This window comes from Brachybacterium squillarum M-6-3 (assembly GCF_000225825.1).
GTDB lineage: Bacteria > Actinomycetota > Actinomycetes > Actinomycetales > Dermabacteraceae > Brachybacterium > Brachybacterium squillarum.
This window is the reverse complement of sequence record NZ_AGBX01000001.1, coordinates 338889-364414: the sequence shown is the minus strand read 5'-3', so window position 1 is coordinate 364414 and position 25526 is coordinate 338889. Positions and strand designations below refer to the sequence as shown.

The 25526-nt window shown below is 70.0% G+C and carries 22 protein-coding genes; 14 read left to right on the top strand and 8 right to left on the bottom strand.

Features of this window, described 5'->3' with window-relative positions; translation table 11 throughout:
• Window positions 1-22: 22 nt before the first annotated feature.
• Window positions 23-1336, bottom strand: coding sequence for an isocitrate lyase (aceA, locus tag OM98_RS01730; RefSeq protein WP_010532836.1), 1314 nt, complete (start codon window positions 1334-1336; stop codon window positions 23-25).
• 169 nt (window positions 1337-1505) lie between these two features.
• Between aceA and OM98_RS01725 the strand changes: the two genes are divergently transcribed.
• Window positions 1506-3026, top strand: a complete 1521-nt coding sequence (locus OM98_RS01725) for a helix-turn-helix transcriptional regulator (protein ID WP_010532835.1) — start codon at window positions 1506-1508, stop codon at window positions 3024-3026.
• Between the two features lie 89 nt (window positions 3027-3115).
• Complete coding sequence (locus OM98_RS01720; protein ID WP_010532834.1) at window positions 3116-3949, top strand: class I SAM-dependent methyltransferase; 834 nt, start codon at window positions 3116-3118, stop codon at window positions 3947-3949.
• A gap of 239 nt (window positions 3950-4188) precedes the next feature.
• Here the strand turns inward: OM98_RS01720 and OM98_RS01715 are convergent, their stop codons facing one another.
• Complete coding sequence (locus OM98_RS01715; protein WP_010532833.1) at window positions 4189-5148, bottom strand: hypothetical protein; 960 nt, start codon at window positions 5146-5148, stop codon at window positions 4189-4191.
• A gap of 330 nt (window positions 5149-5478) precedes the next feature.
• On the bottom strand, window positions 5479-6132 hold the full coding sequence (locus OM98_RS01710; protein WP_010532832.1) for a DUF6318 family protein: 654 nt from the start codon (window positions 6130-6132) through the stop codon (window positions 5479-5481).
• Between the two features lie 377 nt (window positions 6133-6509).
• Between OM98_RS01710 and OM98_RS01705 the strand changes: the two genes are divergently transcribed.
• The 4 genes from OM98_RS01705 (at window position 6510) to OM98_RS01690 (ending at window position 9847) form a co-directional block, all read left to right on the top strand.
• Window positions 6510-7046, top strand: coding sequence for a CPBP family intramembrane glutamic endopeptidase (locus OM98_RS01705; RefSeq protein WP_010532831.1), 537 nt, complete (start codon window positions 6510-6512; stop codon window positions 7044-7046).
• Window positions 7047-7155: 109 nt separating this feature from the next.
• Entirely contained in the window at window positions 7156-8088 is a 933-nt protein-coding gene (locus OM98_RS01700; protein ID WP_010532830.1) for a transporter substrate-binding domain-containing protein, read from the top strand.
• Window positions 8085-9041 (top strand): amino acid ABC transporter permease, encoded by a 957-nt coding sequence (locus tag OM98_RS01695; RefSeq protein WP_010532829.1) that lies wholly within the window; start codon window positions 8085-8087, stop codon window positions 9039-9041. The genes OM98_RS01700 and OM98_RS01695 overlap by 4 nt, the downstream gene beginning before the upstream one ends.
• A complete protein-coding gene (locus OM98_RS01690; protein ID WP_010532828.1) occupies window positions 9041-9847 on the top strand; it encodes an amino acid ABC transporter ATP-binding protein in 807 nt (268 codons plus the stop codon). Before OM98_RS01695 ends, OM98_RS01690 begins: the two co-directional genes overlap by 1 nt.
• A gap of 106 nt (window positions 9848-9953) precedes the next feature.
• Here OM98_RS01690 and OM98_RS01685 read toward each other — a convergent pair whose 3' ends face one another.
• Together OM98_RS01685 and OM98_RS01680 are read right to left on the bottom strand one after the other, a co-directional pair.
• Window positions 9954-10574, bottom strand: a complete 621-nt coding sequence (locus tag OM98_RS01685; protein ID WP_010532827.1) for a response regulator — start codon at window positions 10572-10574, stop codon at window positions 9954-9956.
• A complete protein-coding gene (locus OM98_RS01680; RefSeq protein WP_010532826.1) occupies window positions 10571-11767 on the bottom strand; it encodes a sensor histidine kinase in 1197 nt (398 codons plus the stop codon). The genes OM98_RS01685 and OM98_RS01680 overlap by 4 nt, the downstream gene beginning before the upstream one ends.
• 150 nt (window positions 11768-11917) lie before the next feature.
• Between OM98_RS01680 and OM98_RS01675 the strand changes: the two genes are divergently transcribed.
• Entirely contained in the window at window positions 11918-13009 is a 1092-nt protein-coding gene (locus tag OM98_RS01675; protein WP_029362626.1) for an ABC transporter permease, read from the top strand.
• Window positions 13006-13722, top strand: a complete 717-nt coding sequence (locus OM98_RS01670; RefSeq protein WP_010532824.1) for an ABC transporter ATP-binding protein — start codon at window positions 13006-13008, stop codon at window positions 13720-13722. The genes OM98_RS01675 and OM98_RS01670 overlap by 4 nt, the downstream gene beginning before the upstream one ends.
• Before the next feature lie 114 nt (window positions 13723-13836).
• On the opposite strand, the gene OM98_RS01665 is transcribed toward OM98_RS01670, so the two are convergent.
• Complete coding sequence (locus OM98_RS01665) at window positions 13837-14088, bottom strand: hypothetical protein (protein WP_139017540.1); 252 nt, start codon at window positions 14086-14088, stop codon at window positions 13837-13839.
• 294 nt (window positions 14089-14382) lie between these two features.
• A complete protein-coding gene (locus tag OM98_RS01660) occupies window positions 14383-16641 on the bottom strand; it encodes an HAD-IB family hydrolase (protein WP_010532822.1) in 2259 nt (752 codons plus the stop codon).
• 206 nt (window positions 16642-16847) lie between these two features.
• On the opposite strand from OM98_RS01660, the gene OM98_RS01655 reads away from it, so the two are divergent.
• The 6 genes from OM98_RS01655 to OM98_RS01630 all read left to right on the top strand — a co-directional run bounded on the left by OM98_RS01655 (window position 16848) and on the right by OM98_RS01630 (window position 23431).
• Window positions 16848-17624, top strand: coding sequence for an SDR family NAD(P)-dependent oxidoreductase (locus OM98_RS01655; protein WP_010532821.1), 777 nt, complete (start codon window positions 16848-16850; stop codon window positions 17622-17624).
• Window positions 17625-17628: 4 nt separating this feature from the next.
• The gene (locus OM98_RS01650) at window positions 17629-18516 is read left to right on the top strand and encodes a lysophospholipid acyltransferase family protein (RefSeq protein ID WP_010532820.1); all 888 of its coding nucleotides are present in this window, start codon (window positions 17629-17631) and stop codon (window positions 18514-18516) included.
• A complete protein-coding gene (locus OM98_RS01645; RefSeq protein ID WP_010532819.1) occupies window positions 18513-20222 on the top strand; it encodes an FAD-binding oxidoreductase in 1710 nt (569 codons plus the stop codon). Before OM98_RS01650 ends, OM98_RS01645 begins: the two co-directional genes overlap by 4 nt.
• A 50-nt stretch (window positions 20223-20272) precedes the next feature.
• Entirely contained in the window at window positions 20273-20848 is a 576-nt protein-coding gene (locus OM98_RS01640) for a histidine phosphatase family protein (RefSeq protein ID WP_010532818.1), read from the top strand.
• Window positions 20849-21408: 560 nt separating this feature from the next.
• Window positions 21409-22200, top strand: a complete 792-nt coding sequence (locus OM98_RS01635) for a ThuA domain-containing protein (RefSeq protein ID WP_083837666.1) — start codon at window positions 21409-21411, stop codon at window positions 22198-22200.
• Window positions 22190-23431 carry a Gfo/Idh/MocA family protein gene (locus tag OM98_RS01630; protein WP_010532816.1) on the top strand — a complete coding sequence of 414 codons (1242 nt, stop codon included), beginning with the start codon at window positions 22190-22192 and terminating at the stop codon, window positions 23429-23431. Before OM98_RS01635 ends, OM98_RS01630 begins: the two co-directional genes overlap by 11 nt.
• A 519-nt stretch (window positions 23432-23950) precedes the next feature.
• Here OM98_RS01630 and OM98_RS15420 read toward each other — a convergent pair.
• A complete protein-coding gene (locus OM98_RS15420; protein WP_139017539.1) occupies window positions 23951-25258 on the bottom strand; it encodes a hypothetical protein in 1308 nt (435 codons plus the stop codon).
• Window positions 25259-25526: the final 268 nt, after the last annotated feature.

The following is a 25526-nucleotide window of genomic DNA, read 5'->3' as shown; positions in this document are numbered from 1 at the left end:
CCGATGTCTGGGCTGGAAGATCTCAGTGGAACTGCGCGGTCTCGGTGGACCCGGCCAGCGCGAGGGTGCTGCTGTGCGGGTTCAGCGCGGTGGACACGCGGTCGAAGTAGCCGGTGCCGACCTCCGCCTGGTGCTTGTGGGCGGTGAAGCCGTGCGCGGCCGAGGCGAACTCGGCCTCCTGCAGCTCGACGTAGGCCGACATCTGGCGCTCCTGGTAGTCGCGCGCCAGCTCGAACATCCCGTGGTTGAGGGAGTGGAAGCCGGCGAGGGTGATGAACTGGAAGGCGTAGCCCATCGCGGCCAGCTCCCGCTGGAAGCTCGCGATCTGCTCGTCGTCCAGGTGCTGCTTCCAGTTGAAGCTGGGGGAGCAGTTGTAGGCGAGCTTCTGGTCGGGGAAGTCGCGGTGGATCCGCTCCGCGAAGGCCCGGGCCAGCTCGAGGTCCGGGGTGGAGGACTCCACCCACAGCAGGTCCGCGTAGGGTGCGTAGGCCAGGCCGCGGGCGATGACCGGTTCGATGCCGTTCTTCACCTCGTAGAAGCCCTCCGCGGTGCGCTCGCCGGTGAGGAACTCGTGGTCCCGCTCGTCGACGTCGCTGGTCAGCAGGTTCGCGGCGAGGGCGTCGGTGCGGGCGATGATCACCGAGGGCACCCCGGCGACGTCCGCCGCCAGCCGCGCCGCGTTCAGGGTGCGGATGTGCTGCGAGGTCGGGACCAGCACCTTGCCGCCCATGTGGCCGCACTTCTTCTCGCTGGCCAGCTGGTCCTCCCAGTGCACGCCCGCGGCGCCGGCCGCGATCATCGAGTGCATCAGCTCGTAGGCGTTCAGGGGGCCGCCGAAGCCGGCCTCCGCGTCGGCCACGATCGGGGCCATCCAGTCGCGGGAGGTGCTGCCGGTCTCGGCGAACTCGATCTGCCCGGCCCGCAGCAGCGCGTTGTTGATGCGGCGGACCACGGAGGGCACGGAGTTGGCGGGGTAGAGGGACTGGTCGGGGTAGGTCTGCCCGGAGAGGTTCGCGTCCGCGGCGACCTGCCAGCCGGAGAGGTAGATGGCCTGCAGGCCGCCGCGCACCTGCTGCACGGCCTGGTTGCCGGTCAGCGCGCCCAGCGCCCGCACCCAGGAGGAGGGGTCGGTGGTGTTGTCCTGGATCTGCTGCCAGAGCCGCTCGGCGCCGCGACGGGCCAGGGTGTGCTCCTCGCGGACCGGGCCGGCGAGGGAGACGACGTCCTCGGCCGTGTGGTCGCGTCGCACGCCCTCCCAGCGGGGGTCGACCTCCCAGGCGGTGGCGAGCTCCTCGGCGGTCGTGGTGGGGGTTCCGGGGCGGGTGAACTGCTGCATCGTCGGCTCCTTATTACCGGTCGGTCACCACGCGGCGGGAGTGCCGCAGTCGGCGAAATCGCCGTGGTGTGACCACTGTGGGGCCGCGTCAACCGCTCCAGAAGAGGGGATTCCGAAGAACTTTCGCCAAACTTCTGCCGATCAGAACTTTCCGTGCCATCCTCGCCGCATGACCCCTGATCGACCCTCGCCCGCCCCCGCGGCGGACCCCGCCGGCTCGCCCTCGGCCGAGCACGGCTACGACGCGCTCACCATCGGCCGCCGCATCCGCGCCCGCCGCCAGCAGCGCGGCCTCTCCCTGCAGCAGCTCGCCGAACGGCTCGACCGCGCCCCCTCGCAGGTCTCCGTGATCGAGAACGGCAAGCGGGAGCTGCGGCTCAGCGAGCTGGCCCGGATCGCCGAGGCACTCGGCGTCGCCGTAGAGGACCTGCTGCGCGCCGAGGCCCCCGATCGTCGCGCCGCCCTCGAGATCGCCCTGGAGAAAGCGCAGGCCGGGGCGCTGTACCGCAGCCTCGGCCTGCCCGAGCTGCCCGTGCGCAAGACCCTCTCCGACGCCGCGATCCAGACCATCCTGGGCCTCCACCAGGAGCTGCGGCTGCTGCACGAGCAGCGCGCCGCCACCCCCGAGGAGGCGCGGAGGGTCAACGGCCAGATGCGCGCCGAGCAGTCCCGCGCCGGCAACTACTACCCCGAGCTGGAGACCCTCGCCCGCGACCTGCTGGCCCGCATCGACCACCGCGACGGACCCCTCTCGCACCGCAAGGTGTCCCTGCTGGCCGCGCGGCTCGGCTTCACCCTGCACTCGGTGCCGGACCTGCCCCACTCCACCCGCTCCATCACCGACGCCGAGCACATGCGGATCTACCTGCCGCTGAACCGGCGGGTCTCCGACGCCCGCGCCACCGTGCTGCAGGCCATCGCCGCCCACGTGCTGGGCAAGGACGAGCCCGCCGACTACGGCGACCTGCTGCAGCAGCGGGTGGAGGTGAACTACCTGGCCAGCGCCCTGCTGCTGCCGGAGGAGGGGGCGGTGGAGTTCCTGCGCGCCGCGAAGGTGCAGCGGGAGCTGTCCGTCGAGGACCTGCGCGACGAGTTCGCCGTCACCTACGAGACCGCCGCCCACCGCTTCACGAACCTCGCCACCCACCACCTGGACATCCCCGTCCACTTCCTCAAGGTCCACTCCAGCGGCGCGATCCTCAAGGCCTACCAGAACGACGACGTCCGCTTCCCGACCGATGCCCTCGGGGCGGTGGAAGGACAGCAGGTGTGCCGCTGGTGGAGCGCCCGTCGGGTCTTCAAGAGCGAGGACCGGATGACGCCGTACTACCAGTACACCGACAAGCCCGGCGGCACCTACTGGTGCACCTCCACCATCGAGGCCGGCTCCGGTGGGGAGTACTCGATCTCGGTGGGCACCCGCTACGACCACACCAAGTGGTTCCGCGGCCGCGAGACCACCCGCCGCCACGCCTCCACCTGCCCCGACCCGGCCTGCTGCCGCCGCCCCTCCGCCGCCCTCGAGGAGCGCTGGAGCGGCTCCGTCTGGCCCGTCGCCCACCTGCACGCCTCGCTGCTGGCGGCCATGCCCTCGGGCACCTTCACCGGTGTGGACCGGGTCTCGATGCTCGAGTTCCTGGAGCGCCACGCGCCCGACCCCGCGGAGGCCGACGGACCCGCACCCGCCTGAGCGAGATGCTCTCGCCGGGCCCCGCTGCGACGCTGGACGACTGCCCGTCCCGCCGTCCCCGTGCGTACTGCTCGCCGAGGATTCCGGCCGTGACCCCTGCCGACCCGCATCCTCCGGTGCCGCCGCGCTCGCGCCGCTCCCAGCCGCGCTTCTCCAGCGAGGCCCGCCGCGCCGAGCTCGCCGGGGCCTTCGCCGCGGCGGGGGAGGGTGCGGGGGAGGACTACGACCGGCTGCGCCCCGGCTACCCGGACGAGGCGCTGGACGCGATGCTCGCCGCCGTGCCCGGGGCCCGGGAAGCCGTCGACCTCGGGGCCGGGACCGGAAAGCTCTCCCGCGCCCTCGCCGGCCGCGGCCTCGCCGTGACCGCCGTCGACCCGGCCGCGTCAATGCTCGCCGTGCTGCGGTCGACGGGCGAAGTTCCCGGGGAGGGATCGGTTCTCGCCCAGCAGGGCACCGCCGAGCGCACCGGCCTGGGGGAGGGCAGCGCCGACCTCGTCACCGCCGCGCAGGCCTGGCACTGGTTCGACACCGAGGCCGCGAGCCGTGAGGCGCGGCGGCTGCTGCGGCCCGGCGGCATGCTGGCCCTGCTGTGGAACACGATGGACGTCACCGTGCCCTGGGTGCACCGGCTCTCGAGGATCATGCACGCCGGCGACGTGCAGCGCGACGACTTCACCCCGCCGCTCGGGGCGGGGCTCACGGTGCGCGAGCGCCACGTCGTGCACTGGGAGGACCCCCTGCCCACAGGTGATCTGATCGACCTCGCGCGCACCCGCAGCTACGTGATCACCGCGAGCGCGCAGACCCGGGGAAGGGTCCTCGGGAACCTCGACTGGTACCTCCACGAGCACCTCGGCCACGCCCCCGGGGACGTCGTCGGCCTGCCCTACCGCACCGACCTCTTCCTCTGCGCCTCCGCGTGAGTTGCGCCCCCGCGTGAGTGCTGAGCGCTGCGCGCTCACCCCTCCACGTCGCCTCACTCCGCGCCGCCCACCGCCATGCTGCCCCGTCTTGCCGCCCCTTGCGTCGCTCGTCAGGGTGCGTCACGTTTGCGTCGGATAGAGGGCCGCCATGCAGCACAGACGTGACGCACCTGCCGGAATACCGACACACGTGTGGCCTGGGTGGGCGTGGGTGGCCCGCCGTTCTGATCCATCGGTGCTCAGTCCCGCCAGCCCTGCTCGTGCAGCGCCTGTCGGAGACGGGCCACCGCGCGCCGACCACCGCCAGCAGCGTCCTCCGCGCCGAAGCGCAGCTCCCGGAAGCCTGCGCGCTCCGCTGAGAGGGAGCGGGCGATGTCCCGCGACACCTGAGTCGGTGCCGCGTGGGTCCGCCCGTCGTATTCCGCGCAGAGCCCGAAGCGGGGCCACTGGAAGTCCGGCTCGTGATGCCCCCGATTCTGCGCATCCCGTAGGGGGACGTTCAGCAGCGGCGCGGGCAGCCCGGCGCCTTCGAAGGCCAGCCGCAGCAGGGTCTCCATCGGGGAGTCGGACCCGACGCGGATGCGCTGCGTCGCTTTACGGAGGACGGGAGCGTGCGGACCCGTGCAGAGATCCTTCAGCTCTCGAGGCTCGCACCAGGGCTCCCACCGCCCCTCGAGGCCTGGCCGGGGATGACGGACCAGGTGATCGCCGATGCTGACGAGTCGCCACTCGGCGAGCTCGGCCCCGAGGTCGTGCCAGGTCCGGGCAGGCGTGGTGACGCGGAGCGGGGATCGGAGCGTGCTGCCGCCCTGCCGGTACTCGGTCGACTCGACGTGCTCATGCGGGAGTGCACGTCGGTGGGCGATGAGTGCCCCGCCGCTGCGCCGTCGTCCCGTCTGCGAGGCGATGTGGAGGGGAGTGTCGATGGTCCAGGACTGGTGCTCGCGGGGGAGGGGGAAGTCGCGCAGGCGTGCGGCGGTCAGGCCGACCCCGACGACGGAGGGATCGTGTCGGCACAGCGCTGCGAGCGCGTCGCCCTCCTCGATGCGATCCCCTCGTCGCGCAAACAGTCCGGGACGCAGTCCGACCAGGTCGGAGGCGCGAAGCCTGCCGAGGCTGATGCCGGCGCCCAGCGCCTCCGCTCGCGTGAAGACCCGCCAGGGGAGGGTCTCCGGGAGCGGGGCGGGACGGCGAGACACCTCGTCAGTGTGGTTCGCCCGCCGCAGCGTCGTCGGACCGCGGTGGAAGCGAATGCACTGGGGAGGAGCCGCTCCGCGAGGTCGCCTCGTCGGCAGCACGTCTGGCGCGCGCTGACGAGCTCCGCGGGGACGTCACGTTCGTGCTGGATAGCGACCCTCCAACCGACACGGACGTGACAGATCTCGACGTATTCCGGCACAGACGTGGAGCGTCACGCCTGTGCAGGATGGCGGTGGGGGCGTGGGGGCGTGGGGGCGTGCGGGCGTGCGGGGAGTCGGTGCGACGGAGCATCAGCCCGGCGCGGTGACGACGCGTGAGCGACCCGAGGCTCAGCCGGCCCCGCCGTCGGAGGTCGCGGCGCCGCCCGCGTCGGAGGCGGCGGACTCGTCGGGCACCAGGCTCATGTCGGTGACCCGCCAGGTCTCGCCGTCCCAGGCCATGTCCGCTGCGAGCTCGCCGCTGACCGAGTCGAGGTCGTAGGCCAGGCGAGTCGGGTCGTCCACCAGGGTCGACTCGGCCTGCGCGAACTGCGCGGTGACGGTGCCGGTGGCGGGCGGCTCCCCGGTGCCCTCGAAGTCCGTGCCGTCCACCGTGAACTCGCCGCCGACCAGGTAGCCGCCCTGGTCGCTGAGCAGCTGGGCGTTCTCCAGGAAGGAGGTGCACACGGCGCAGTTCTGGTCGACGCTGCCCTCCCAGACGGAGGTGTCGCCCGTGGTCATCATGTACGTGTAGGACCCGAGCATGTACGTCAGGGTCGCCTCGGCGCCCTCCGCGCTCTGCTCCTGCATCACGGCCGGCGCCTCCGGCATCGCCACCTCGGGGCGCGGCTTCTGCTCCGAGGGGTTCACAGTCGGGCGGGGATCCTCGGTCTGCGCCTCCTGGGAGGAGCCGCCCCCGAGCTGCCCGATGCCGATCACCCCGACGGGGATCATCAGCAGCAGGGCGAGGACGATGATGACGATGCGCTGGGTCGGACGTTTCACGCGGCCAGGGTAGAGGACGCCCCTGCATCCGGGCCGATCCCCGTGCACGGTCCCTCCCTCGCGGATCAGCCGTGCAGGGCCGCGGCCACCGTGTCGGCGATGACCTGCTCCTCCTTCTCCTCCTGCTCCTCGTCGAGCCGCCCCCTGGACAGGGCAAGATTCAGCGAGAGCCCGTCCATCACGACGAGCAGCAGGCGGGCACAGCGCTCGAGGTCCTCCCCGGGGCAGGGCTCCCTCCGCGGCGAGCACGGCGAGCCAGGAGACCACCCGTGCCCGCGCGGTCACCGTGATGCACTCCATCCCTTCCGAGGCCTCGGGGCCGAGCCCCGGCGCGATCCCCCTTCGGACGCCCCGCGTCCCCGCCTCTCCGGAGCCCCATGACCACCACCCCTGCCCCGCAGCCCCCGATCACCGACCGCCTCGGGGCGGGCACTTCATGCCCGCCCATCGGCTGGATCGAGCTCGGCATCGCCCTGCTCGCGGCGCTCGTGGCCTACGGAATGGGGATCGGCGTGATCTGGGCGATGTCCGACGCCTCCTCCCCGGCCGCCGGCATCGTCCAGTACCTCGTCTCCGGTCTCGCGTCGCTGGTCGCCGTGGGAAGGGTGGCGCTGCTGCGCACCCGCAGCCTGCGTCCGCTCGGCTGGCGGGCGGTCCGGCCCCGCTGGATCCCGATCTCGATCGGCCTGGGACTGCTCGCCAACGCGCTCGGCCGCTACGGCGCCTGGGTGGCAGTGCTCGGCAGCGCCGCGATCTTCGCCGTCGCCCACGGCATCGACCTGATCATGCCCGTCGCCTTCGTGGTCGGCATCATCACGGCCCTGCTGTTCCGCCGCACCGGCTCGATCCGGCCCGGCGTCGTCGTGCACGGCACCGACAACGCCTACACGGTGCTCATCGACGCCGTGCTCTGAGCTCCTCCGGTCCCGGGCGCGCGTGGGACCGGGGGTGCGGCGTGAGCCACGTCCCCTTCGGCCCGCTACGGATTTGTCACCTTGCATTGGACTGCATAAGCTTCCAGTCGTGAACGCATCCCGTCCCCCACGGCGCACCCTCCTCCGCGCCCTGCCGCTCGCGCTCGGGGCCACCGCCGTGGCCCCGGCCCTCGGCGCGTGCACCCGCGCCTCCGAGCGCCTGGACGCCGAGACCAACGCGATCCCCGACATCGACCTCAGCGGCCTCGAAGAGGTCCCCGAGCTCGCCGACCTCGTCCCCGGGGACATCCGCGAGCGCGGCGAGCTGGTCAACGGCGCCGCCCTGAACTACGCCCCCGGCGAGTTCGTCGGCTCCGACGGCGGCGCCGTGGGCTACGACATGGACATCCTCGCCGCCATCGGGGTCGTCCTCGGCCTCTCCACCCGCACCGAGTCCGCGGTGTTCGCGCAGATCATCCCCTCGATCGGCGCCACCTACGACGTCGGCATCTCCAGCTTCACCATCAACGCGGAGCGGCTCGAGGAGGTCTCGATGGTCTCCTACTTCTCCGCCGGCATGAGCTACGCCGTCGCCTCCGGCAACCCCTACGACGTGGTCACCACCGACCTCTGCGGCGCCAGCGTCGCCCACCAGGTCGGGACCTACATGGACGACGTGGTCGTCGAGCGCGACGCGGCCTGCCGCGAGGACGGCGGCGCCGGCATCGTCGACCAGCCCTACGTGGGCAACGCCGATGCCGCCACCGCCGTCGCCGGCGGCAAGGCCGACGTGCTGATCGGGGACTCCCCGGTCGTGGCCTACGCGGTGGACAAGTCCCGGGGCACCCTCGAGCAGCTCGGCGACATCGAGGACGCCGCCCTGAACGGCATCGTCGTCGCCAAGGACCAGCCGGAGCTCGCCGAGGCCCTCCGCGGCGCCGTCCAGCACCTGATCGACAACGGCACCCTGCGCGAGATCCTCGCGGCCTGGGGCAACGAGAACGGCATGATCGAGACCTCGGAAGTGGACCCCCAGCAGTGAGCACAGCACCCGCAGCCCCCGCCACGTCCGCCGGCCAGGAGGACCCGATCCCCGGTCGGATCCGCGCCCGCCGCAGCCCCCGGCCCGGCACCTGGATCAGCGCCGTCATCGTCGCGATCCTCGCCCTCGGCCTGATCAACTTCCTGGTCACCAACGAGGTCTTCGACTGGCCGACCGTCGCCGCCTACATCCTGGACATCAAGGTGGTCCAGGGCGTCGGCTGGACCCTGCTGATCACCGTGCTGGCGATGATCCTCGGCACCGCCGTCGCGCTCGCCGCCGCCATCATGCGTCGCAGCGAGAACCCGGTGCTGCGCGGCGTCTCCTGGGCGTACATCTTCGTCTTCCGCGGAACCCCCGTGTACACCCAGCTCGTGTTCTGGGGCCTGTTCACCGTGATCGTGCCGCGGCTGGCCGTCGGCGTGCCCTTCGGTCCCGAGCTGTTCGCCCTCGAGACCCGCGACTACTTCCCAGCCTTCTGGGCGGCCGTCGTGGGCCTCGGCCTGAACGAGGGCGCCTACCTCGCGGAGATCATCCGCTCCGGCCTGAACTCCGTGGGCAGGGGCCAGTCGGAGGCCGCCAAGGCGCTCGGCATGGGCAACGGCAAGATCCTCCGCCGCATCGTGATCCCGCAGGCCATGCGCGTGATCGTGCCGCCGCTGGGCAACGAGACCATCGGCATGCTGAAGACCACCTCGCTGGTGCTCGCGGTGCCCTTCACGCTCGACCTCACCTTCGCCACCAACGCGATCGCCAACAAGCTCTACGCGCCGATCCCGCTGCTGCTGGTCGCCGCCATCTGGTACCTCGCCATCACCAGCGTGCTGATGGTGGGCCAGCACTTCCTGGAGCGGTACTTCGGCCGCGGCTTCGACGACCGCCGCACCACCGCCCCCAAGGGCGGCCGCCCGATCCTCCCCCCTGCCCGCCCGATGCCCTCCGTGGAGTCCTGATGACCTCGACCGACACCCCCGCCGCCGCCGAGCAGGGCCCCGCGCTGATCAGCATCGAGGGCGTGCACAAGGCCTTCGGCGAGCTGCACGTGCTGCGCGACTGCGACCTCACCGTGCACTCGGGGGAGGTGGCCGTGCTGATCGGCCCCTCCGGCTCCGGCAAGTCCACCCTGCTGCGCTGCATCAACCAGCTGGAGGAGCCCACCGCCGGCAAGGTCCGGATCGACGGCGTCACCCAGGGCTACGCCGAGCAGGAGCTGCCCGACGGCCGCTGGCAGAAGCTGGCCCCGAAGGACATCGCCCGGCAGCGCTCGCGCATCGGCATGGTGTTCCAGCGCTTCGACCTGTTCCCCCACATGACGGCGCTGGAGAACGTGATGGAGGCACCGGTCCAGGTGCTGGGCCGCCCCAAGGCCGAGGCCCGCTTGCGTGCTCAGGAGCTGCTCGAGCGGGTGGGCCTGGCCGATCGCGCGGGCCACTTCCCCTCGGAGCTCTCCGGCGGTCAGCAGCAGCGGGTGGCGATCGCCCGGGCGCTGGCCATGGACCCGGAGCTGATGCTCTTCGACGAGCCCACCTCCGCGCTGGACCCCGAGCTGGTGGCAGAGGTGCTGGCCGTGCTGAAGGAGCTCGCCGAGGGCGGCATGACCATGGTGGTCGTGACTCACGAGATGGGCTTCGCCCGCGAGGTCGCCGACCAGGTGGTGTTCATGGACCAGGGCGCCATCATCGAGCGCGGCACCCCCGAGCAGGTCATCGACAATCCGCAGTCCGAGCGCCTCCAGGGCTTCCTCAACTCCGTCCTCTGACCGAGCTCCTGCACCACCGGCGCCCTTCCCACCGGCCGACCCACACGAGAGCATCTACGCCCAGGTCGCTGTCACAGAATCCAGAGCAAGAAGGCCGAGTACGCCTCTATCTCAGGAGACCGGTGTCGCGTGCGGTCGCGACGGCAGCGGTGCGGGAGGGGACGTCGAGCTTCGTGTAGATGTGCACGAGGTGTGATTTCACGGTCGCGTCGCTGATGTGCAGCTGAGCCGCGATCTCGTTGTTCGTTGCGCCGTCGGCGACGAGCCGCAGCACTTCGGTCTCGCGGGCGCTGAGGCTGGGCTGCGGGGAGCGCATCCGGGCGAGCAGGCGACCCGCGATCGCAGGGGCGAGAGCAGTCTCGCCCGAGGCAGCAGCATGAATCGCGGCGATGAGCTCCTCGGGCGGGGCGTCCTTGAGGAGATAACCGCTAGCACCGGCCTCGACCGCGTCGAGGATGTCGCTGTCGGTGTCGTAATTCGTGAGCACCAGCACCGCTGGCGGGTTCGGCAGAGCGCGAATACGGCGGGTCGCATCAGCCCCGGTCTGGTCGGTGCCGAACTGCAAATCCATGAGCACCACGTCCGGTGTCAGATCGGTTGCGAGGGCAACGGCATCGTCAGGGGTTACCGCTTCCCCGATCATGTCAAGGTCGGGGTCACCTGAGAGCATGGCGCGGAGCCCGGCGCGGACGACGGGGTGGTCGTCCGCGAGCCCGATCCGGATCATGAGAACGCCCCGCTTCCTGTCGGGAGCGGCAGACGTGCGGTGACCGAGGTGCCGTCACCGGGTGCCGAGGTGATGGCGAGGGCGCCGTCAAGCTGTTCGACACGCTCACGCATAGCCTGCAGTCCGAAGGAATCGGCCTCGTGAGAGTCGGCGACGGCCGAGGACACGTCGAAGCCCTGCCCGTTGTCGCATACGACCAATGACACTGCGTCGTCCTCGCATGCGAGCTCGACGGCGATCCGGGTGGCGTCCGCGTGGCGGATCGCGTTCGACACCGCGCCCTGGGCGATGCGCAGCAGCGCGGTCTGGGTGCCCATCGGCAGATCGAGATCCTCAGCGGCCACCTCGACGGGCAACGACGCACGGTCGGTCTGTTCCTGTCCGAGCCTGCGCAACGCGGCGGCGAGACCGTCATCGAGCCGGGCGGGGGTGAGCTCGCGGATCATCTGTCTCGTCTCGGAGAGGCTATCTGCGGCGGTCTCGCGTGCCAGTTCCAGGTACGCGGCGCCGGGTTCGGGGGTGTCGCGTTCGGCGGCGCGCAGCAGCATCTGAATCGAGGACAGGCCCTGGGCGACGGTGTCGTGGATCTCGCGAGCCAGGCGCGCACGCTCCGCGAGAGCGCCTTGTTCGCGTTCGGTCTCGGCAAGCTGCTGCCGGGTATGGATCAGCTCGGTCAGGAGACGTTCGCGTTCCTCGGCCTCACGCCGCAGTGCGCGGTAGGCGAGCCCGATCAGAAGGGCGACACCGGCGCCGACGAGCGGCCCGATCACCCCGCCGACGCTGAACCCGAGATGCAGCCCGAGGGCGAGGATCGAGAACGCGGTCGTGATCACGATCGCGGCGACCCCTCCGGAGCCAGGCAGGACATGGAGGTGGAGGAAGAACAGGGGGAAGACCAGGTACGCCCCCTCGGGGCTCAACCACGTCAGCACCGCCCACAACAGGGTCAGCGCGGCCACCCAGACGACCGCGAACCTGCGACCGGACGAACCTGCTGCGCGGCCGGAACGCGCCGCCCATGCGCCGGCGAGGTAGACCGCGACGAATGCGACCCCGACGACCAGCGTCCATGGTGCGACCGGAGAGAAGACGACGAATGCGCGTACGACCGCGAAGCCCGCGAGCCCGATCAGGAGAGCATGGAGGCCGAAGCGGAGGCCGGTGAACACCGGGGCGAGGGTCGAGTGCGGCATGACGGCTCAAGCCTATGCGAACCGCGTTTCCGGGCCATCAACCGAAAGTTTGACCGCGAATCCCACGGTTCAGGCGATGCCCGACCACACCCCTTGAAAGGAGGGTTGACGAGCAGCTCGGGCAGAGTGTTCGAGCGGAAAGGCATCATCGTGTTCGTCGCGTGGAGAGAGCTGCGGTTCGCCCGCGGCCGGTTCCTCCTCATCGGGGCCGTCGTCGCCCTGATCACCCTGCTCGTCGGCTTCCTCTCAGGCCTCACCGGAGGACTTGCCGCCCAGAACATCTCCTCGGTGCTGCAGCTGCCCGGAGACCGTCTCGTGCTGCAGCAGCCCGAGAACAGTGACCCGAGCTTCGCAACCTCCTCCCTCGACGAGGACACTGTGCAGACGTGGGAACAGGCAGATGGCGTCGAGTCGGTGATACCGATCGGGATCGTCCAGTCGCGGGCTTCAGCCGGCGACACCGAAGACCCGACCGGGGTTGCCCTCTACGGGCTGCCTCAGGACGCTCCGGCCACCGGTTCGAACCCGCTGTTCGAGCTCACCCCGGATTCCGATACCGAGGTCGGCCTCTCATCCGGTGCCGCCGACGACCTCGGTGTCGAGGTCGGTGACACGATCTCGATCACCGACAACGACTTCACCGTCGCCGCTATCGGCGAGGATCTCTGGTACAGCCACACCCCGGTCATCGTCATGAACCCGGATGCGTGGAGCGAGGCCAGCACACGCGTCGGCGGCACCGGCGAGGCCACGGTGCTCGCCGTCACCGGCGACGCAGACTGGGAGGCCGTTGGTTCCGACACGGTCACGGTCGCGGAAACGCCGTTGACGAGTCTGACCGCATTGGAGGCATTCCAGTCCGAGATCGGGTCGCTCGGGCTCATGATCGTGATGCTCTTCGGGATCTCCGCGCTCGTCGTCGGCGCGTTCTTCACCGTCTGGACGATGCAACGCGCAGGCGACATCGCCGTGCTCAAAGCATTGGGGGCCACGACCGGGTCGCTCGTGCGTGACTCCCTCGGGCAAGCCTTCATCGTGCTCGCCGCCGGGATCGGGGTCGGCCTTGTGGCCGTGGTCGGGCTTGGGACGCTCGCGGGACAGGCGCTGCCGTTCGTCGTGAGCCCGCTGACCACTCTCGCCCCCGCCGTCGTGATGGCGGTGCTGGGCCTTGCAGGAGCGGCGTTCGCGCTGCGCTCCGTGACCAAAGCCGACCCCCTGACAGCCCTTGGGAGCAACCGATGATCGAACTGCAGAACGTCACCCTCACCTTCCCCGACGGGGACAACCGCATCACCGCCGTCGATGACGTCACCCTCCGCGGAGACAACGGCACGGTCACCGGCATCACCGGCCCCTCCGGATCGGGCAAATCCAGCATTCTGGCCGTCGCCGCGACCCTGATCCGCCCCGATTCCGGCGGCGTCCTCATCGGGAACGAGTCGGACTTGATCGACGCCGCCCAGCTCTCGAAGCGCGAGGCCACGGAACTGCGCCGTGAGCGCATCGGCATCGTCTTCCAGCAGTCGAACCTGCTTCCGGCGCTCACGGGGCGCGAGCAACTCCAGGTCATGGGCCGGCTCGGCGGTGGCACCAACCGGAACAGGCGCGGGAGGATCGACTCCCGAGTCGAGGAGCTGCTCGACGCGGTCGGTCTCACCGAGCATGCCGACAAGCGCCCCCATCAGCTCTCTGGCGGGCAACGGCAACGGGTGGCCATCGCCCGCGGCCTCGTCCACGAACCCGAGGTGCTGCTCGTCGACGAGCCGACGAGCGCCTTGGATCAGGAACGCGGTGCCGAGATCATGCAGCTCATCGCCCGCCTCACCCATGAACGCGACACCGCCACCGTGCTCGTCACCCACGACCTCGTGCATCGCGACGCCCTGGATAACCTCGTCACCGTCATCGACGGCCGCATCACCACCCCTGTCTCAGGGCACGCGCTCACACACTGAGCTGGACGGCGGAACGATGAGAGAAAAGTAGCACCGGGAAGTTGTGGGAACTTCACGTGCCGGGCACCCCGCATGGTCCTCGGACCGTGAAGTTCCCGCCAAAACGGTCAATATTCACTCGAGCTCCCAGGTTTTCAGCAGTCCTCCGGCCAGTGCATCGATGAAGCCGACCTCCTCCACGTACACCTGCTGGTGCACGCGAAAGCCCTGGCGTCGCAGAGCCCGGACCGTCCGCGTCTCCGAGCCGGACTCGCTCGCGGTGGAGACCTCGCCCACCCGTCGCCGCACCCGTACCGGGGCCATCGCCGGCGTCTCCTCGGCGACCGTGGGGTCCACGAGGCGGAGGGAGAGCGCGGACTCCAGCACGACCGCGGCAGACTCCCCGTCCAGGCACCCCAGCGCATGCCGGAGAGCGAGCTCGGGCGAGGCGATCGGGTCCGGCTCCGGCCAGGTGCGGAGATCCGCACCATGGGGCAACGCCCAGGTGTTCGGCGGTCGCAGCGATCCGGCGCCGGCGCGCGACCGGCCTGCTCGGGACGCGGGCGCCGGCGGGCAGGGCCAGTGTGCTCGGATGATGCACGGGGCCAGGGTGCGGTGCGTCGGCCCGGTGGGATCGCACACCGGCATCCCTTTCTCAGTGCTGCCCGGCGATGCCCGATCTCACCAGTCGAGGATCTTCCAGCGCTTCTTCTTGGCGACGGCGTAGAGGCCCAGGTCGGGGGAGATCGCGGTGGGGGTGCCCACCAGGTCCAGCCAGGCGGCGTCCGCGTGGGAGTCGCCGTACCCGTAGGACTTGCCCAGGTCCGCGCCGTGGGAGGCGGCGTACTTGCGCAGCCAGTTGCCGCGGGCCTCGTCCACCAGCGGTGGAGTGGCGAGGTAGCCGGTCAGCACGCCGTCGCTGCCCTCGTCCATCGGGGTAGCGATGACCTCGTCGAACAGGTCCGACAGCGGCTCGAGCAGCACGTCCAGCGCGCCCGAGACCAGCACGGTGCGGTGCCCGGCGGCGCGATGGCGCTCGATCAGGTCGAGGGCCTCGGGGCGGATGGAGGCGCGGATGGTCCGGCCCAGCTCCCCGCTCATCAGGGCCCGCAGCTCCTCGGTGCGGTACCCCTTGTAGCGGCGGTTGACCAGGCGGATCAGCTCGGAGCGGTCACGCTTCTCGGCGCGCAGGTAGCCCGGCACGGCGGTCAGCAGGCCGCCGATCTCGGAGGGCCACACCCGCTTGGGCTTGGTCGCGCGGACCACCGAGAGGTACTGCTGCACGATGTTCGAGGCGATCACGGTGCCGTCCAGGTCGAAGACCGCGAGCGCGTCCTCGGCCTCCTTCAGCGGCGGGGCCGGACGGTCGGCGCGCTTGCGCTGGGCGGCCTTGCCGCGGGAGTAGGCCTTGGTCAGCTCGGTGACGGCCGGAAGGTGCAGGTCGCGGAAGTAGTCCTGCCAGTCCAGGGCGGTCACGTCGAAGTCGTGCTCGGCCAGGAAGTCGGCCGGGAGCTCCTCGCGCAGCGCCCTGGTGTTGGCGTCGTCGAAGACCATCTCGGTCTTCGTGTACTGCCGGTACAGCTCGATGTACTTGCGCAGGGTGGTCAGCCCGGAGGCGGCCTTGTGCAGGGAGGTGGTCCACTCGCGGGTGCGGCGGGTGGCGGGCAGGCGGGAGACGACGCTCTGGCCGGCCTTCGCGGCGATCTCCTTGGCGCGGAAGCGCTGCTCGACCATCTCCACGGCGGGGAAGTCCCACTCGGGCACGGTGATCGGGCGGCCCTTGTCGTCCTCGAGGGGCTGGGCGGTGAAGTACTCGCGCACCGCGGTGACCATCTCGTGGAAGGGCAGCGGGTTGCTGGCGCCGGAGACCACCTGGAAGTAGGCGTCGTCGCCGCGGCGCGAGACGTCCTGGGTGGCCAGGGCGACGATCACGTTGACCACGAAGTCGACGGGGATGATGTCGAGGATCGAGTCGGCCAGGCCCGGGAACTCGGGCAGGGCGCCGCGGCCGTAGGCCATGATCAGCGGGTCGGCGACCTTGTAGCCGTCGATCCAGCCCGGGTAGGGCTTGCGCAGGGCGGACTCGATGATGGAGGGCCGCACGAAGGAGACCCGGTGCCCGGTGTCGGCCCACATCTCCTCGGCGACGCGCTCGGCCATCGCCTTGGTGAAGGTGTAGATGTCGGTCCAGCCGACGGACTGGGCGCGGGTGCGGCCGAAGTCGACCAGGCGCTCGTCGACCCAGGCGCGGCGGGCGTCCTCGGCGGCGGCGGCCACGGCCTTGGGGCCCATGCGGCCGTCGCGCAGGCGGGCGGCGCGCATCTGGGAGCGCAGCGTCTCGGGGCGGCGGGACTCGGCCTCGACCCGGGCGCGGGCGTCCTGGGAGGCGGCGAACTCGGCGGCCCAGTCCACGTCGTGCACCAAGTGCCCCTCCTGGCGCAGGCCCTTGGAGATGCCGCCCACGTAGGCGGTGGAGACGTGGATGACGTGCGGGTCCTGCCCGGAGTCCAGCAGCGCCTGGTAGAGGTTGCGGGCGCCGCCGACGTTGGTGCGGAACGCCTCGTCGATCGGCGGGTCGAAGGACACCGAGGATGCGGAGTGGATGACGACGTCCACGCGCTCGGTGATCGGCGGCAGGTCGGTGAGGTCGCCCTCGAGCACGCCGACACGGCGGGCGAAGACCTCGAGCGCGGCCTCCTTGCCGATGCGGTCGACCCAGCCGGCGAAGACCGGCTTGCGCAGCAGCCCCTCGAGGCGCTTGCGGCCGGAGACCGAGCCCTTGGGGCGCACCACCGCGGTGACGTGGGTGTCCTCGGTGGTCTCGAGCAGGGAGCGCAGCACCGCCTGGCCGAGGAAGCCGGTGACGCCGGTCAGCAGGATGCGGCGCATGCCGTCCTGGGCGCCGGGGGCGTCGGGGGCGGTGGGGGTGGGTGTCGACATGGATTCCCTCGATGGACGGAGGCGGTGGCCGGGCGGCACGGGACGCCCGCGCGGGGTGGGCCCGGGGGTGGTGCAGCGGCCCTGCGCACAGGTCGGATGGTGCGGTGATCCTGCGCGGCCCGGCACGGGCTCGACGTCGGCGCACAGGCGTCGCGCGCGCATCGTTCCAGCGCAGGTCAGGGCGCCCCTAGTGTACCCTAGCGGCCATGCACAGGGCCCTGATCACCGGCGGAACCTCGGGCATCGGAGCCGCGTTCGCGCGTGCCTTCGCGGCCCGCGGGACGGCGCTCGTCCTGGTCGCGCGGGACCCGCGGCGGCTGGAGGAGACGGCCGCCACTGTCCGCCGCGAGCACGGCGTCGAGGTCGAGATCCTCGCCGCCGATCTGTCCGACCGTGCGGAGCAGCAGCGCGTCGCCGATCGCCTCGAGAGCGCGACCGATCCGGTGGACGTGTTCGTCAACAACGCCGGCTTCTCCGTGCGCGCCTCCCTGCTGGACGAGGACATCTCCCAGCACGACCTCGGTTTCGAGGTGATGATCCGCGCCGTGCTGAAGCTGGGCGGTGCCGCGGGTCGCGGCATGGCCGCCCGCGGCCGCGGCTGGATCATCAACGTCGGCTCCGTGAGTGCGCTGGTCACGCAGAACAACTACTCGGCGATCAAGGCCTGGGTGGGCAACTACTCGGAGTCCCTGGGCGTGCAGCTCGCCGGCACCGGCGTGAACGTCACCGCCCTGATGCCGGGCTGGGTACGCACCGAGTTCCACGAGCGCGCCGGCATCAAGGGCTCCTCCATCCCGGGTCCGCTGTGGCTGGACGCGGACTTCCTGGTCGAGCAGTGTCTGCGCGACGTCGCCCGCGGCAAGCCGGTCAGCGTGCCCAGCCTGCGCTGGAAGCTCATCGCCGCGGTGCTGCGCACCACCCCGCGCGGCGTCGTCGCACGCCTCAGCGCCCTCCTGTCCCATCGACGCAACCGGGAGCGCTGAGCGCATGAGCCCCGACACCAGCGGATCCACCCCCACCCCCGAGGACGCGGAGGCGGGCGGATCCGCCGCTCCCGCGAGCGGCGCCGCTGCCGGCGGTCCGGGCTCCCCGCGCTTCTCGGTGCCGCGCCCCGAGCGGCTGCTGCAGTCCCTCTCGGCCCGCTCCCGCGGGGAGGGCTGGGAGAAGCCGGAGGGGGAGCTGGCCAAGTACCGCTCCCGCGGCCGTGCCGCCGCCCGCTTCGTGCTGCAGCGCATCGTCTTCCGCGGCGTGGTGCGGGCGAACCTCACCGCCTCCACCGAGGTGCACCGCCGGGTGCGCACCATCCGCGGCCCCTTCGTGCTGGTCGCGAACCACACCAGCCACGTCGACGCCCCGCTGCTCGCCCAGGGCCTGCCCTGGGCGCAGGCGCGTTTCCTCTCCACCGGGGTCGCGGCCGACTACTGGTTCACCCCGTTCTACAAGCGCTGGTTCGTGCGCCTGCTGTTCAACGCCTTCCCGATCGACCGCGACGGCTCCCGCAAGAACTCCGGCACCTCCCGGCGGCTGCTGCGCTCCGGCGTCCCGATCCTGGTGTTCCCCGAGGGCACCCGGCAGACCACCGGCCGTATCGGCGACTTCAAGCCGGGCGGCGCGGCGCTGGCCATCGGCGTCGGCGTGCCTGTCGTCCCGGCCGCGATCATCGGTGGCTACGAGGCGATGCCCAAGGGCCGCAACTGGCCCAAGCCGGGACGTCCGCCGGTCGCGGTGGTCTTCGGGGAGCCGATGATCGCCGAGGAGGGCGAGACGGCGGTGGGCTTCAGCGGCCGCATCCGCGCCAGCGTCCAGGACCTCTACGACACCCATCACGCGAAGATCCTGGGCCCCACCGGCCCGGGCGAGGAGGAGACCGCATGACCGCACCGCTCAGCGCCCGCGAGGTCAAGCGCCACAAGTGGTGGGGGTGGGGCCTGGACGACGTCACCTTCCGTTTCGACAACAAGCCGGCCTTCGCGCCGCTGGCGAAGAACAAGATCGGCATCGACCTGGCAGCGGCCGACGCCCCCGTCGAGCCCGATCTGGACGCCCTCGAGGTGCCCACCTCCCGCCTGCCCGCCGAACTGCGCGGCGAGCTCGCCGCCGTGGTGGGCGAGGAGAACGTGCTGGACGACGACGAGTTCCGCGTCCTGCACTCCTTCGGCCGCTCCCTGCCGGACCTGTTCCGGGTGCGCACCGGCGACTTCGGCCGGCTGGTCGACGCGGTGGTCTACCCGGGCAGCGAGGAGGAGATCGCGGCGCTGCTGCGGATCGTGCTGGAGAAGGACATGGTGCTGATCCCCTACGGCGGCGGCTCCTGCATCTCCGGCTCGGTGACCCCTGCGCGCGACGAGCAGCGCCCGATCCTCACCATGAACCTGGGCCGCCTGCGCGAGGTGCTCGGGATCGACGACACCGCGGGCCTGGCCCGGGTGCAGGCCGGCGTCTACGGTCCCGACCTGGAGGAGCAGCTCAACGAGCTGGGCTGGACGATGGGCCACTTCCCGGACTCCTTCACCTACTCCACCCTCGGTGGCTGGGCGGCGACCCGGTCCACCGGCATGCAGTCCGACAAGTACGGGGACATCGAGCAGATCGTGCGCGGCCTGCGCCTGGTCCACCCCGACGGCGTGGCCCGCACCAAGGCCATCCCCGGCCGCGACTCCGGCCCCTCCGTGCACGAGATGATCCTGGGCAGCGAGGGCCGCCTCGGCATCATCTCCGAGGTGACGGTGCAGGTGCACCGCATCGCCCCGGTGCGCCAGGTGATCGCCTACATGTACCCCGATTGGGAGCACGGCATCCGCGGCATGCACGCGATCGCCCGCTCCACCGACGTCTCGCCCACCTTCACCCGTCTCTCGGACGGGCCCGAGACCGAGTTCAGCCTGGCGATGGTCAAGGGGCCCACCTCCGCCAAGGGCAAGGTCGCCGCGAAGGTCCAGGACGGCCTGTTCGCCTACCTGCGCTCGCAGGGCTGGGACACCAGTGAGGAGATGAGCATCTCCTACGTCTGCTTCGAGGGCTCGAAGGCCTCCGTGGAGGCGCAGAAGGCCATCGTGAAGAAGATCGTGAAGAACGCCGGCGGCATCACCCTGGGTGCCGGCCCCGGCGCGATCTACGACCAGAAGAAGTTCGACACCCCGTACCTGCGCGACTTCCTGCTGAACTACCAGGTCTTCGGCGACGTCTGCGACACCGGCGCCACCTGGTCGACCATCAACGAGGTGCACGCGAAGGTCTACGAGGCGTTCTACGAGACCCAGGCCCGTCAGGACCTGCCGGGCTTCATGTTCTGCCACATGTCGCACAGCTACCACTCCGGCGCCTGCCTGTACTTCACCTTCGCCTTCCCCTACTCCTCCGAGGAGCAGGCGCTGGAGCAGTACTACGAGGCGAAGAACGCGGTGCAGCAGGCCTTCGTGGACCTCGGCTCCACCGTCTCCCACCACCACGCGGTGGGCACCGAGCACCAGCCGTGGATCACCGAGGACATCGGCGAGGTCGGGGTGCGGATGGTGCAGGGCCTGTTCGCCGACAACGACCCCGGCCGCAACCTGAACCCCGGCAAGGTCACCACCCCCTGACCCCGGCCGGGCCCGGGAGCCCGGCACCTCCCCGACGAACGGAGCCGCTGATGACCACCTACGTGCTGCGCCACGGCGAGTCGAGCGCGAACGTCGAGGGGGTGATCGTCTCGGCGCCGGAGCAGCGCGCCCTCACCGAGGTGGGGCTCACCGACCTCGGCCGCGACCAGGCGGCGGAGGCGGGGGAGACGGCCCGCGCGCTGGGCCTCGGCCCGGGAACGAGGATCCTCAGCAGCGATTTCGCCCGCGCCCGGGAGACCGCGATGGTCCTCGCCGCGTCCCTCGGGGCTGCGGCGCCGCGCTGGGAGCCGCGGCTGCGGGAGCGCGGCTTCGGCGAGCACGAGGAGGGGCCCGTCTCGGCCTACGAGCTGGTGTGGGCCGCCGATGCCACCCATCGCGACCCCGGGCAGGGCGTGGAGACCGTCGCCTCGGTGGCGGCGCGGGTCGCGGAGGTACTCGCCGAGCAGGAGGACCCCGAGGCGGACGTGGTGCTGGTGGCGCACGGCGATGTCCTGCAGATCGCCCTGGCCCTCGGCGCCGGCGTGGACCCCCACGACCACCGCGGCCAGCCCCACCTGGCCAACGCCGAGCTGCGCGCGCTCGGCGCCCACCGCCCCCACCGCTGAGTGGCATCGTCCGCTCCGACCTGAGCCTCGTCGCGCCGACCGCCCCGGCGTGAGCACTCAGCGCCGACCGCCTGGGCGTACGTACGCCACGTCTGTGCTGCTCTCCGCCGAGGTGCGACACGTTCATGTCGGATAAGACCCCTCTATCCAACGCGAACGTGACGCACCCCCGCGGGTGGGGGCGGGGCGGGGCGTGGGGGAGGAGGCGTCGAGGCGGAGTGGGGCGGGGGCGTCAGGGAGAGGAGCGGGGCAACGAGAAAGAGGTTCCCTCGCCGTTGAAGGAACCTCCGCACGAGGCTAGCGCCGATCCCGTGAGATGCCGGTCACATCATGGTTACGGTGCGTCAGGAACCTTGCCCGAGGTGCGCGGACATGTCCGGCCACCGACCGGCGGCGCGCAGGTGTTCGCACCCGGGGCAGGAGCCCCCCGGCCGCGTCGAGGCGGCAAGGCGGGCAGGCAGTGCCTGCGCGGTGTGACCTGGTCGCTCCGCCCTGCCTACGATGGAGACCCGCATCGTCGCGGCCTCCCGCGGCGCCACCCCCGAGCACGAAGGTCATCCATGACATTGGGAACCCCGACGACATTGCGCATCGCCGTCTTCGGCGAGAACCGACACGAGAAGGTCGATCCCTCCGTCCAGGCCATCTACCCCGAAGGCATGCACACCGTGATCGCGGAGGGCCTGCGCGCCACCCTCGCGGCCGACGGCGTGGACGCCGAGGTGCGGATCGCCCTGCTGGACGACATCGAGGAGTCCCTCTCCGAGGAGGCGCTCGCGGAGACCGACGTCCTCACGTGGTGGGGGCACATGGCCCACGACGACGTGCCCGACCACATCGCCGAGCGGGTGGTGCGCCGCGTCCACGAGGGCATGGGCCTGCTGCCCCTGCACTCCGCCCACTACTCCAAGCCCTTCAAGCTGCTCATGGGCACCACCTGCAACCTGCTGTGGCGCAACGAGGGCGAGGAGGAGCGGGTGTGGACCGTGAACGGCTCCCACCCGATCGCCCGCGGCGTGCCGCACCCGATCGTGATCCCCGCCCAGGAGATGTACGGCGAGATGTTCGACATCCCCGCCCCCGACGAGCTCGTGTTCGTCTCCTCCTTCGCCGGCGGCGAGGTGTTCCGCTCCGGCGCCGCCTTCCGCCGCGGCAAGGGCAAGGTGTTCTACTTCAGCCCCGGTGACCAGGAGTACCCCGTCTACCACCAGCCGGAGATCCAGCGGGTGCTGGCCAACGCCGCCGTCTGGGCACGCCCCGAGGAGCGCCCCTCCGAGCCGGTGAAGATCGCCAACGCCCCGCGCGACTGGTTCCGCCACGAGCACGGGGAGGGCACCCCGCGTGTCATCTGATCCCGTCGCCACCAGCGTCGACGTCGGTGCGGTGGCCGACCCGAACGCCGCCCTGGCCGGCTCCCGCGACCTCCGCCCGCTGCGGGCCGTGGTGGTCGGGGCCGGCGGCATGGGCCAGTGGTGGGCCCGCACCGTGGTCGAGAGCCAGGTCGCCGAGCTGGTCGGGGTCGCCGACCTCGCGGACGGCATGGCCGAGGCCTCGATCGCCCAGTCCGGAGCCCCCGATCCCTCCGCGGTCGTCGCGGGCGGCGACGGCGTGGCCCTGGCCCGAGAGCTCGGGGCGGATCTGCTGATCAACCCGACGGTGCCGATCGCGCACCACCCGGTGACGGTGCAGGCTCTGCACGCGGGCATCCCGGTGCTGGGGGAGAAGCCGGTCACCGAGACGCTGCCGGAGGCGCTCAGCCTGGTCGCGCACCAGGAGGTCACGGGCACCACGTTCATGGTCTCCCAGTCGCGCCGGTTCTTCCCGCAGGTGCGGCAGCTGCGCCGCTTCGTCGCCGAGCACGGCCCGACGGTGCTGACCAGCGCCTTCTTCGAGTTGTTGACGGATCTCGGCGGCTACCGGGCCGAGCAGGCGCATCCGCTGCTGCGGGACATGGGCATCCACGCCTTCGACACCGCCCGCTACATCACCGGCACCGACCCGCTCGCGGTCACCGCCCAGGGGGTGAACCCCGCCTGGAGCCCTTATGCGGGTGACGCGACGGTGAGCTGCACCTTCGAGATGGAGGGGCCCGAGGGGGAGCGCTCCCTGTTCGCCTACCACGGCACCTGGAACACGCAGGGCCTGCCGACCTGGTGGAACAGCGAGTGGCGGATCGCCGGACGCACCGGCACCGCCACCTGGGACGGCACGAGCGCCCCCGTGCTGGGCACCGAGGACGAGTCGGAGACGGCGGAGCTCGCGGCCCGGATCGCCGCCGAGGACGCCCCGGAGCCCGACCAGATCGACGCCTCCCTCATCGAGTGCGTGACCGCCCTGCGCGGCGGCGCGGCCCCGATGTGCGAGGTGCACGAGAACGTGCTGAGCTTCGCGATGGTCGAGGCGGCGGTCGCCTCGATCGACCGTGGCGGCGTGCGGGTGGAGATCGACGAGCTGCTCGAGGAGGCGCGCACCGAGGCCGTGGCCGCCGAGCGCGACGAGGCCGCGCGGGCCGTGCTGGAGTCCTGGGGCTCGGTGCGCGAGGCCCTGGCCGCCGGTCCGCGGCAGGTCAGCCGCGTGGAATGATCGAATGAGGGCGACGAAATTAAGATCGACCAAGCGCACAAATCGTATTTCTAGGCCTGCAGGTTTCGTGTTTTCGTGTTCCTCGGCGCTTGCCGATAGTAAATGGACTTGAGTAGCATCTAGCAAATTTTACATTCGGAACTTGTTCCAAGCCTGGAGTTCCGACTTCGGTCTCTGATCTCAAGGGGCGCCTGTCAAGGGATTTTTGTCGAGACTGTGAGAGACGGATGCTTCGCTGCTTAGGACCGGGTTCCGGCATGCACCTTGAATGATCACTTCTGACGGTAGCACGATTGAGCCAACTAGGCAGTCATGTTCACCATCGGGATGGCCGAAAATCTACCTTGGGTCCGAGGTCTCCTGGCTTTGAATGGCTGGAAGAGTCCTCTCGCTTCTGGTGTGGGGGACTATTTTCGACGGAGTTGTCGCACGGTCAGTTGCCATGAGCTCAGCGAAGACCGAGGTGGGCGGCCGGGGTAGCACATGGGGGTCTACCCGGGCGGGAGTATGTTACCGGCGCTAGACTCGAGTGTTGTCGTTGTAGGACCAGTCGGGGGGACCAGATTCGTGCTCAGCGTTGAACCATTCCCCAGTATCGGACCCAGGCCACGTGGCAGGCGGATTTTCACCCTGATAATAAAACTTAGTGCTCGGCTGTCGGCCGCCGACGGCAAGGACTGCACCTCCAGGTGTTCGGCGCCATGCCCGCCAGACCTGCCCGCTATTTGTTACTTCAACGAAGAAGCCGTGTTTGGCCGGGAGGTCGTGTTCAGCTAGATCTAGTATTGAGTCCGTCATGTGATCCCAATAGCGGCCGCCCTGAATATTGTATTGACCATTCTGGACCACCCAAATCCACTCCAAACATTCTTTCGTTACACCAAATTCGCGGCGGTCGAAGTGGCGACCGCTGTCGCCAACACCAGAAATGCCAGCGTAGTCCGACAGTTCGCGTAGCCGAGCAGCTTCATCGGCACTCCTGCATTTGAGGTCGGCGCGAAACTGTTGCATCTTGACTAATCCGTCGCGGAAGCCCGTCGCGTTGCTGACATGATTGTATCGCCCGTTGAGTCGAGACAAGAGTCCTAAGCGGAACCGCGCGCCAATCAGAACGGCGATCCTAAGTTGAATTGAGGGTGGTCGCTTGATGGCGCGAAACCGCGCGAACACCTGGCCGGCCAGCGCGAAAATCGAAAACAGATAAAAGAATGGCAACATAGTGATGGGGAGCCAAAAGCTAAACAACAGTGACTGGAAGAATGAATGCCAGTCGGGTGGTGTTCGCAGCATTGAAATTGTCGTCCAGGCCAGGAGGGATAACCCCATGCATATCAGGATGAGCGTACTGCAAGCGCCGAAGCGCGAATGTCTCGGGTACCTCTCGCCCACAGCTTGGATCATTACGAGAACGATGGCCGCCAGCTGATATAAAATTTCCCATCCAAGCGGAAGTGGCACAGTGTCTATGTAGAATGCAATCAGGGCTGCAAGAGAGATGGTCTCACGAGTGATTCTGCGGACCAAGCTCCCACCGGACTTTGCGTTCATTGATCGGAAAGTCATTGGGAGCGTAACGGTTAGTGTGAGCAGAATGGCTTCTTTGAGTAGACTTGAATCCCACAATCCGATCCGCCAGGCAATTGCTGTCGAGATAGCACTCGTCACGAATATAACGAGGTAGCTAGATAGCAATTTTGGGTGTAACGCACTCTTGATCAAACTCTGCAAAGAAGTTAGTAGTGATTTTCGGCTGCTCGGCAGTGCGAGCGCCAGGGTGAGCACGGCGATAACAATGATCACAGTCGCCAGTTCGCGAGAAGTCAGCATTGAGCCTCCCGGAGGATTTTGTCTTCGACTAGCTAAAGAGATACTACAGACGATCGGCTTGCGGACTTGAGCCCGTGCTGAGCCGGTACGGAGGACGCCTCGTAACCGGACCAGATAGATGGCCCCGTCGTCGATACGCGACGTCCCTGCGCGGCGGCGTGGCTCCGTTGCATAAGGTGCATACGAGCTTGCTGAGCTTCGTGGTCGACGTGGCCGCGTGCGCTTGAAGAATTGCGTGCTGCCCAGGGAGCCTAGGACGAGGCCGCGC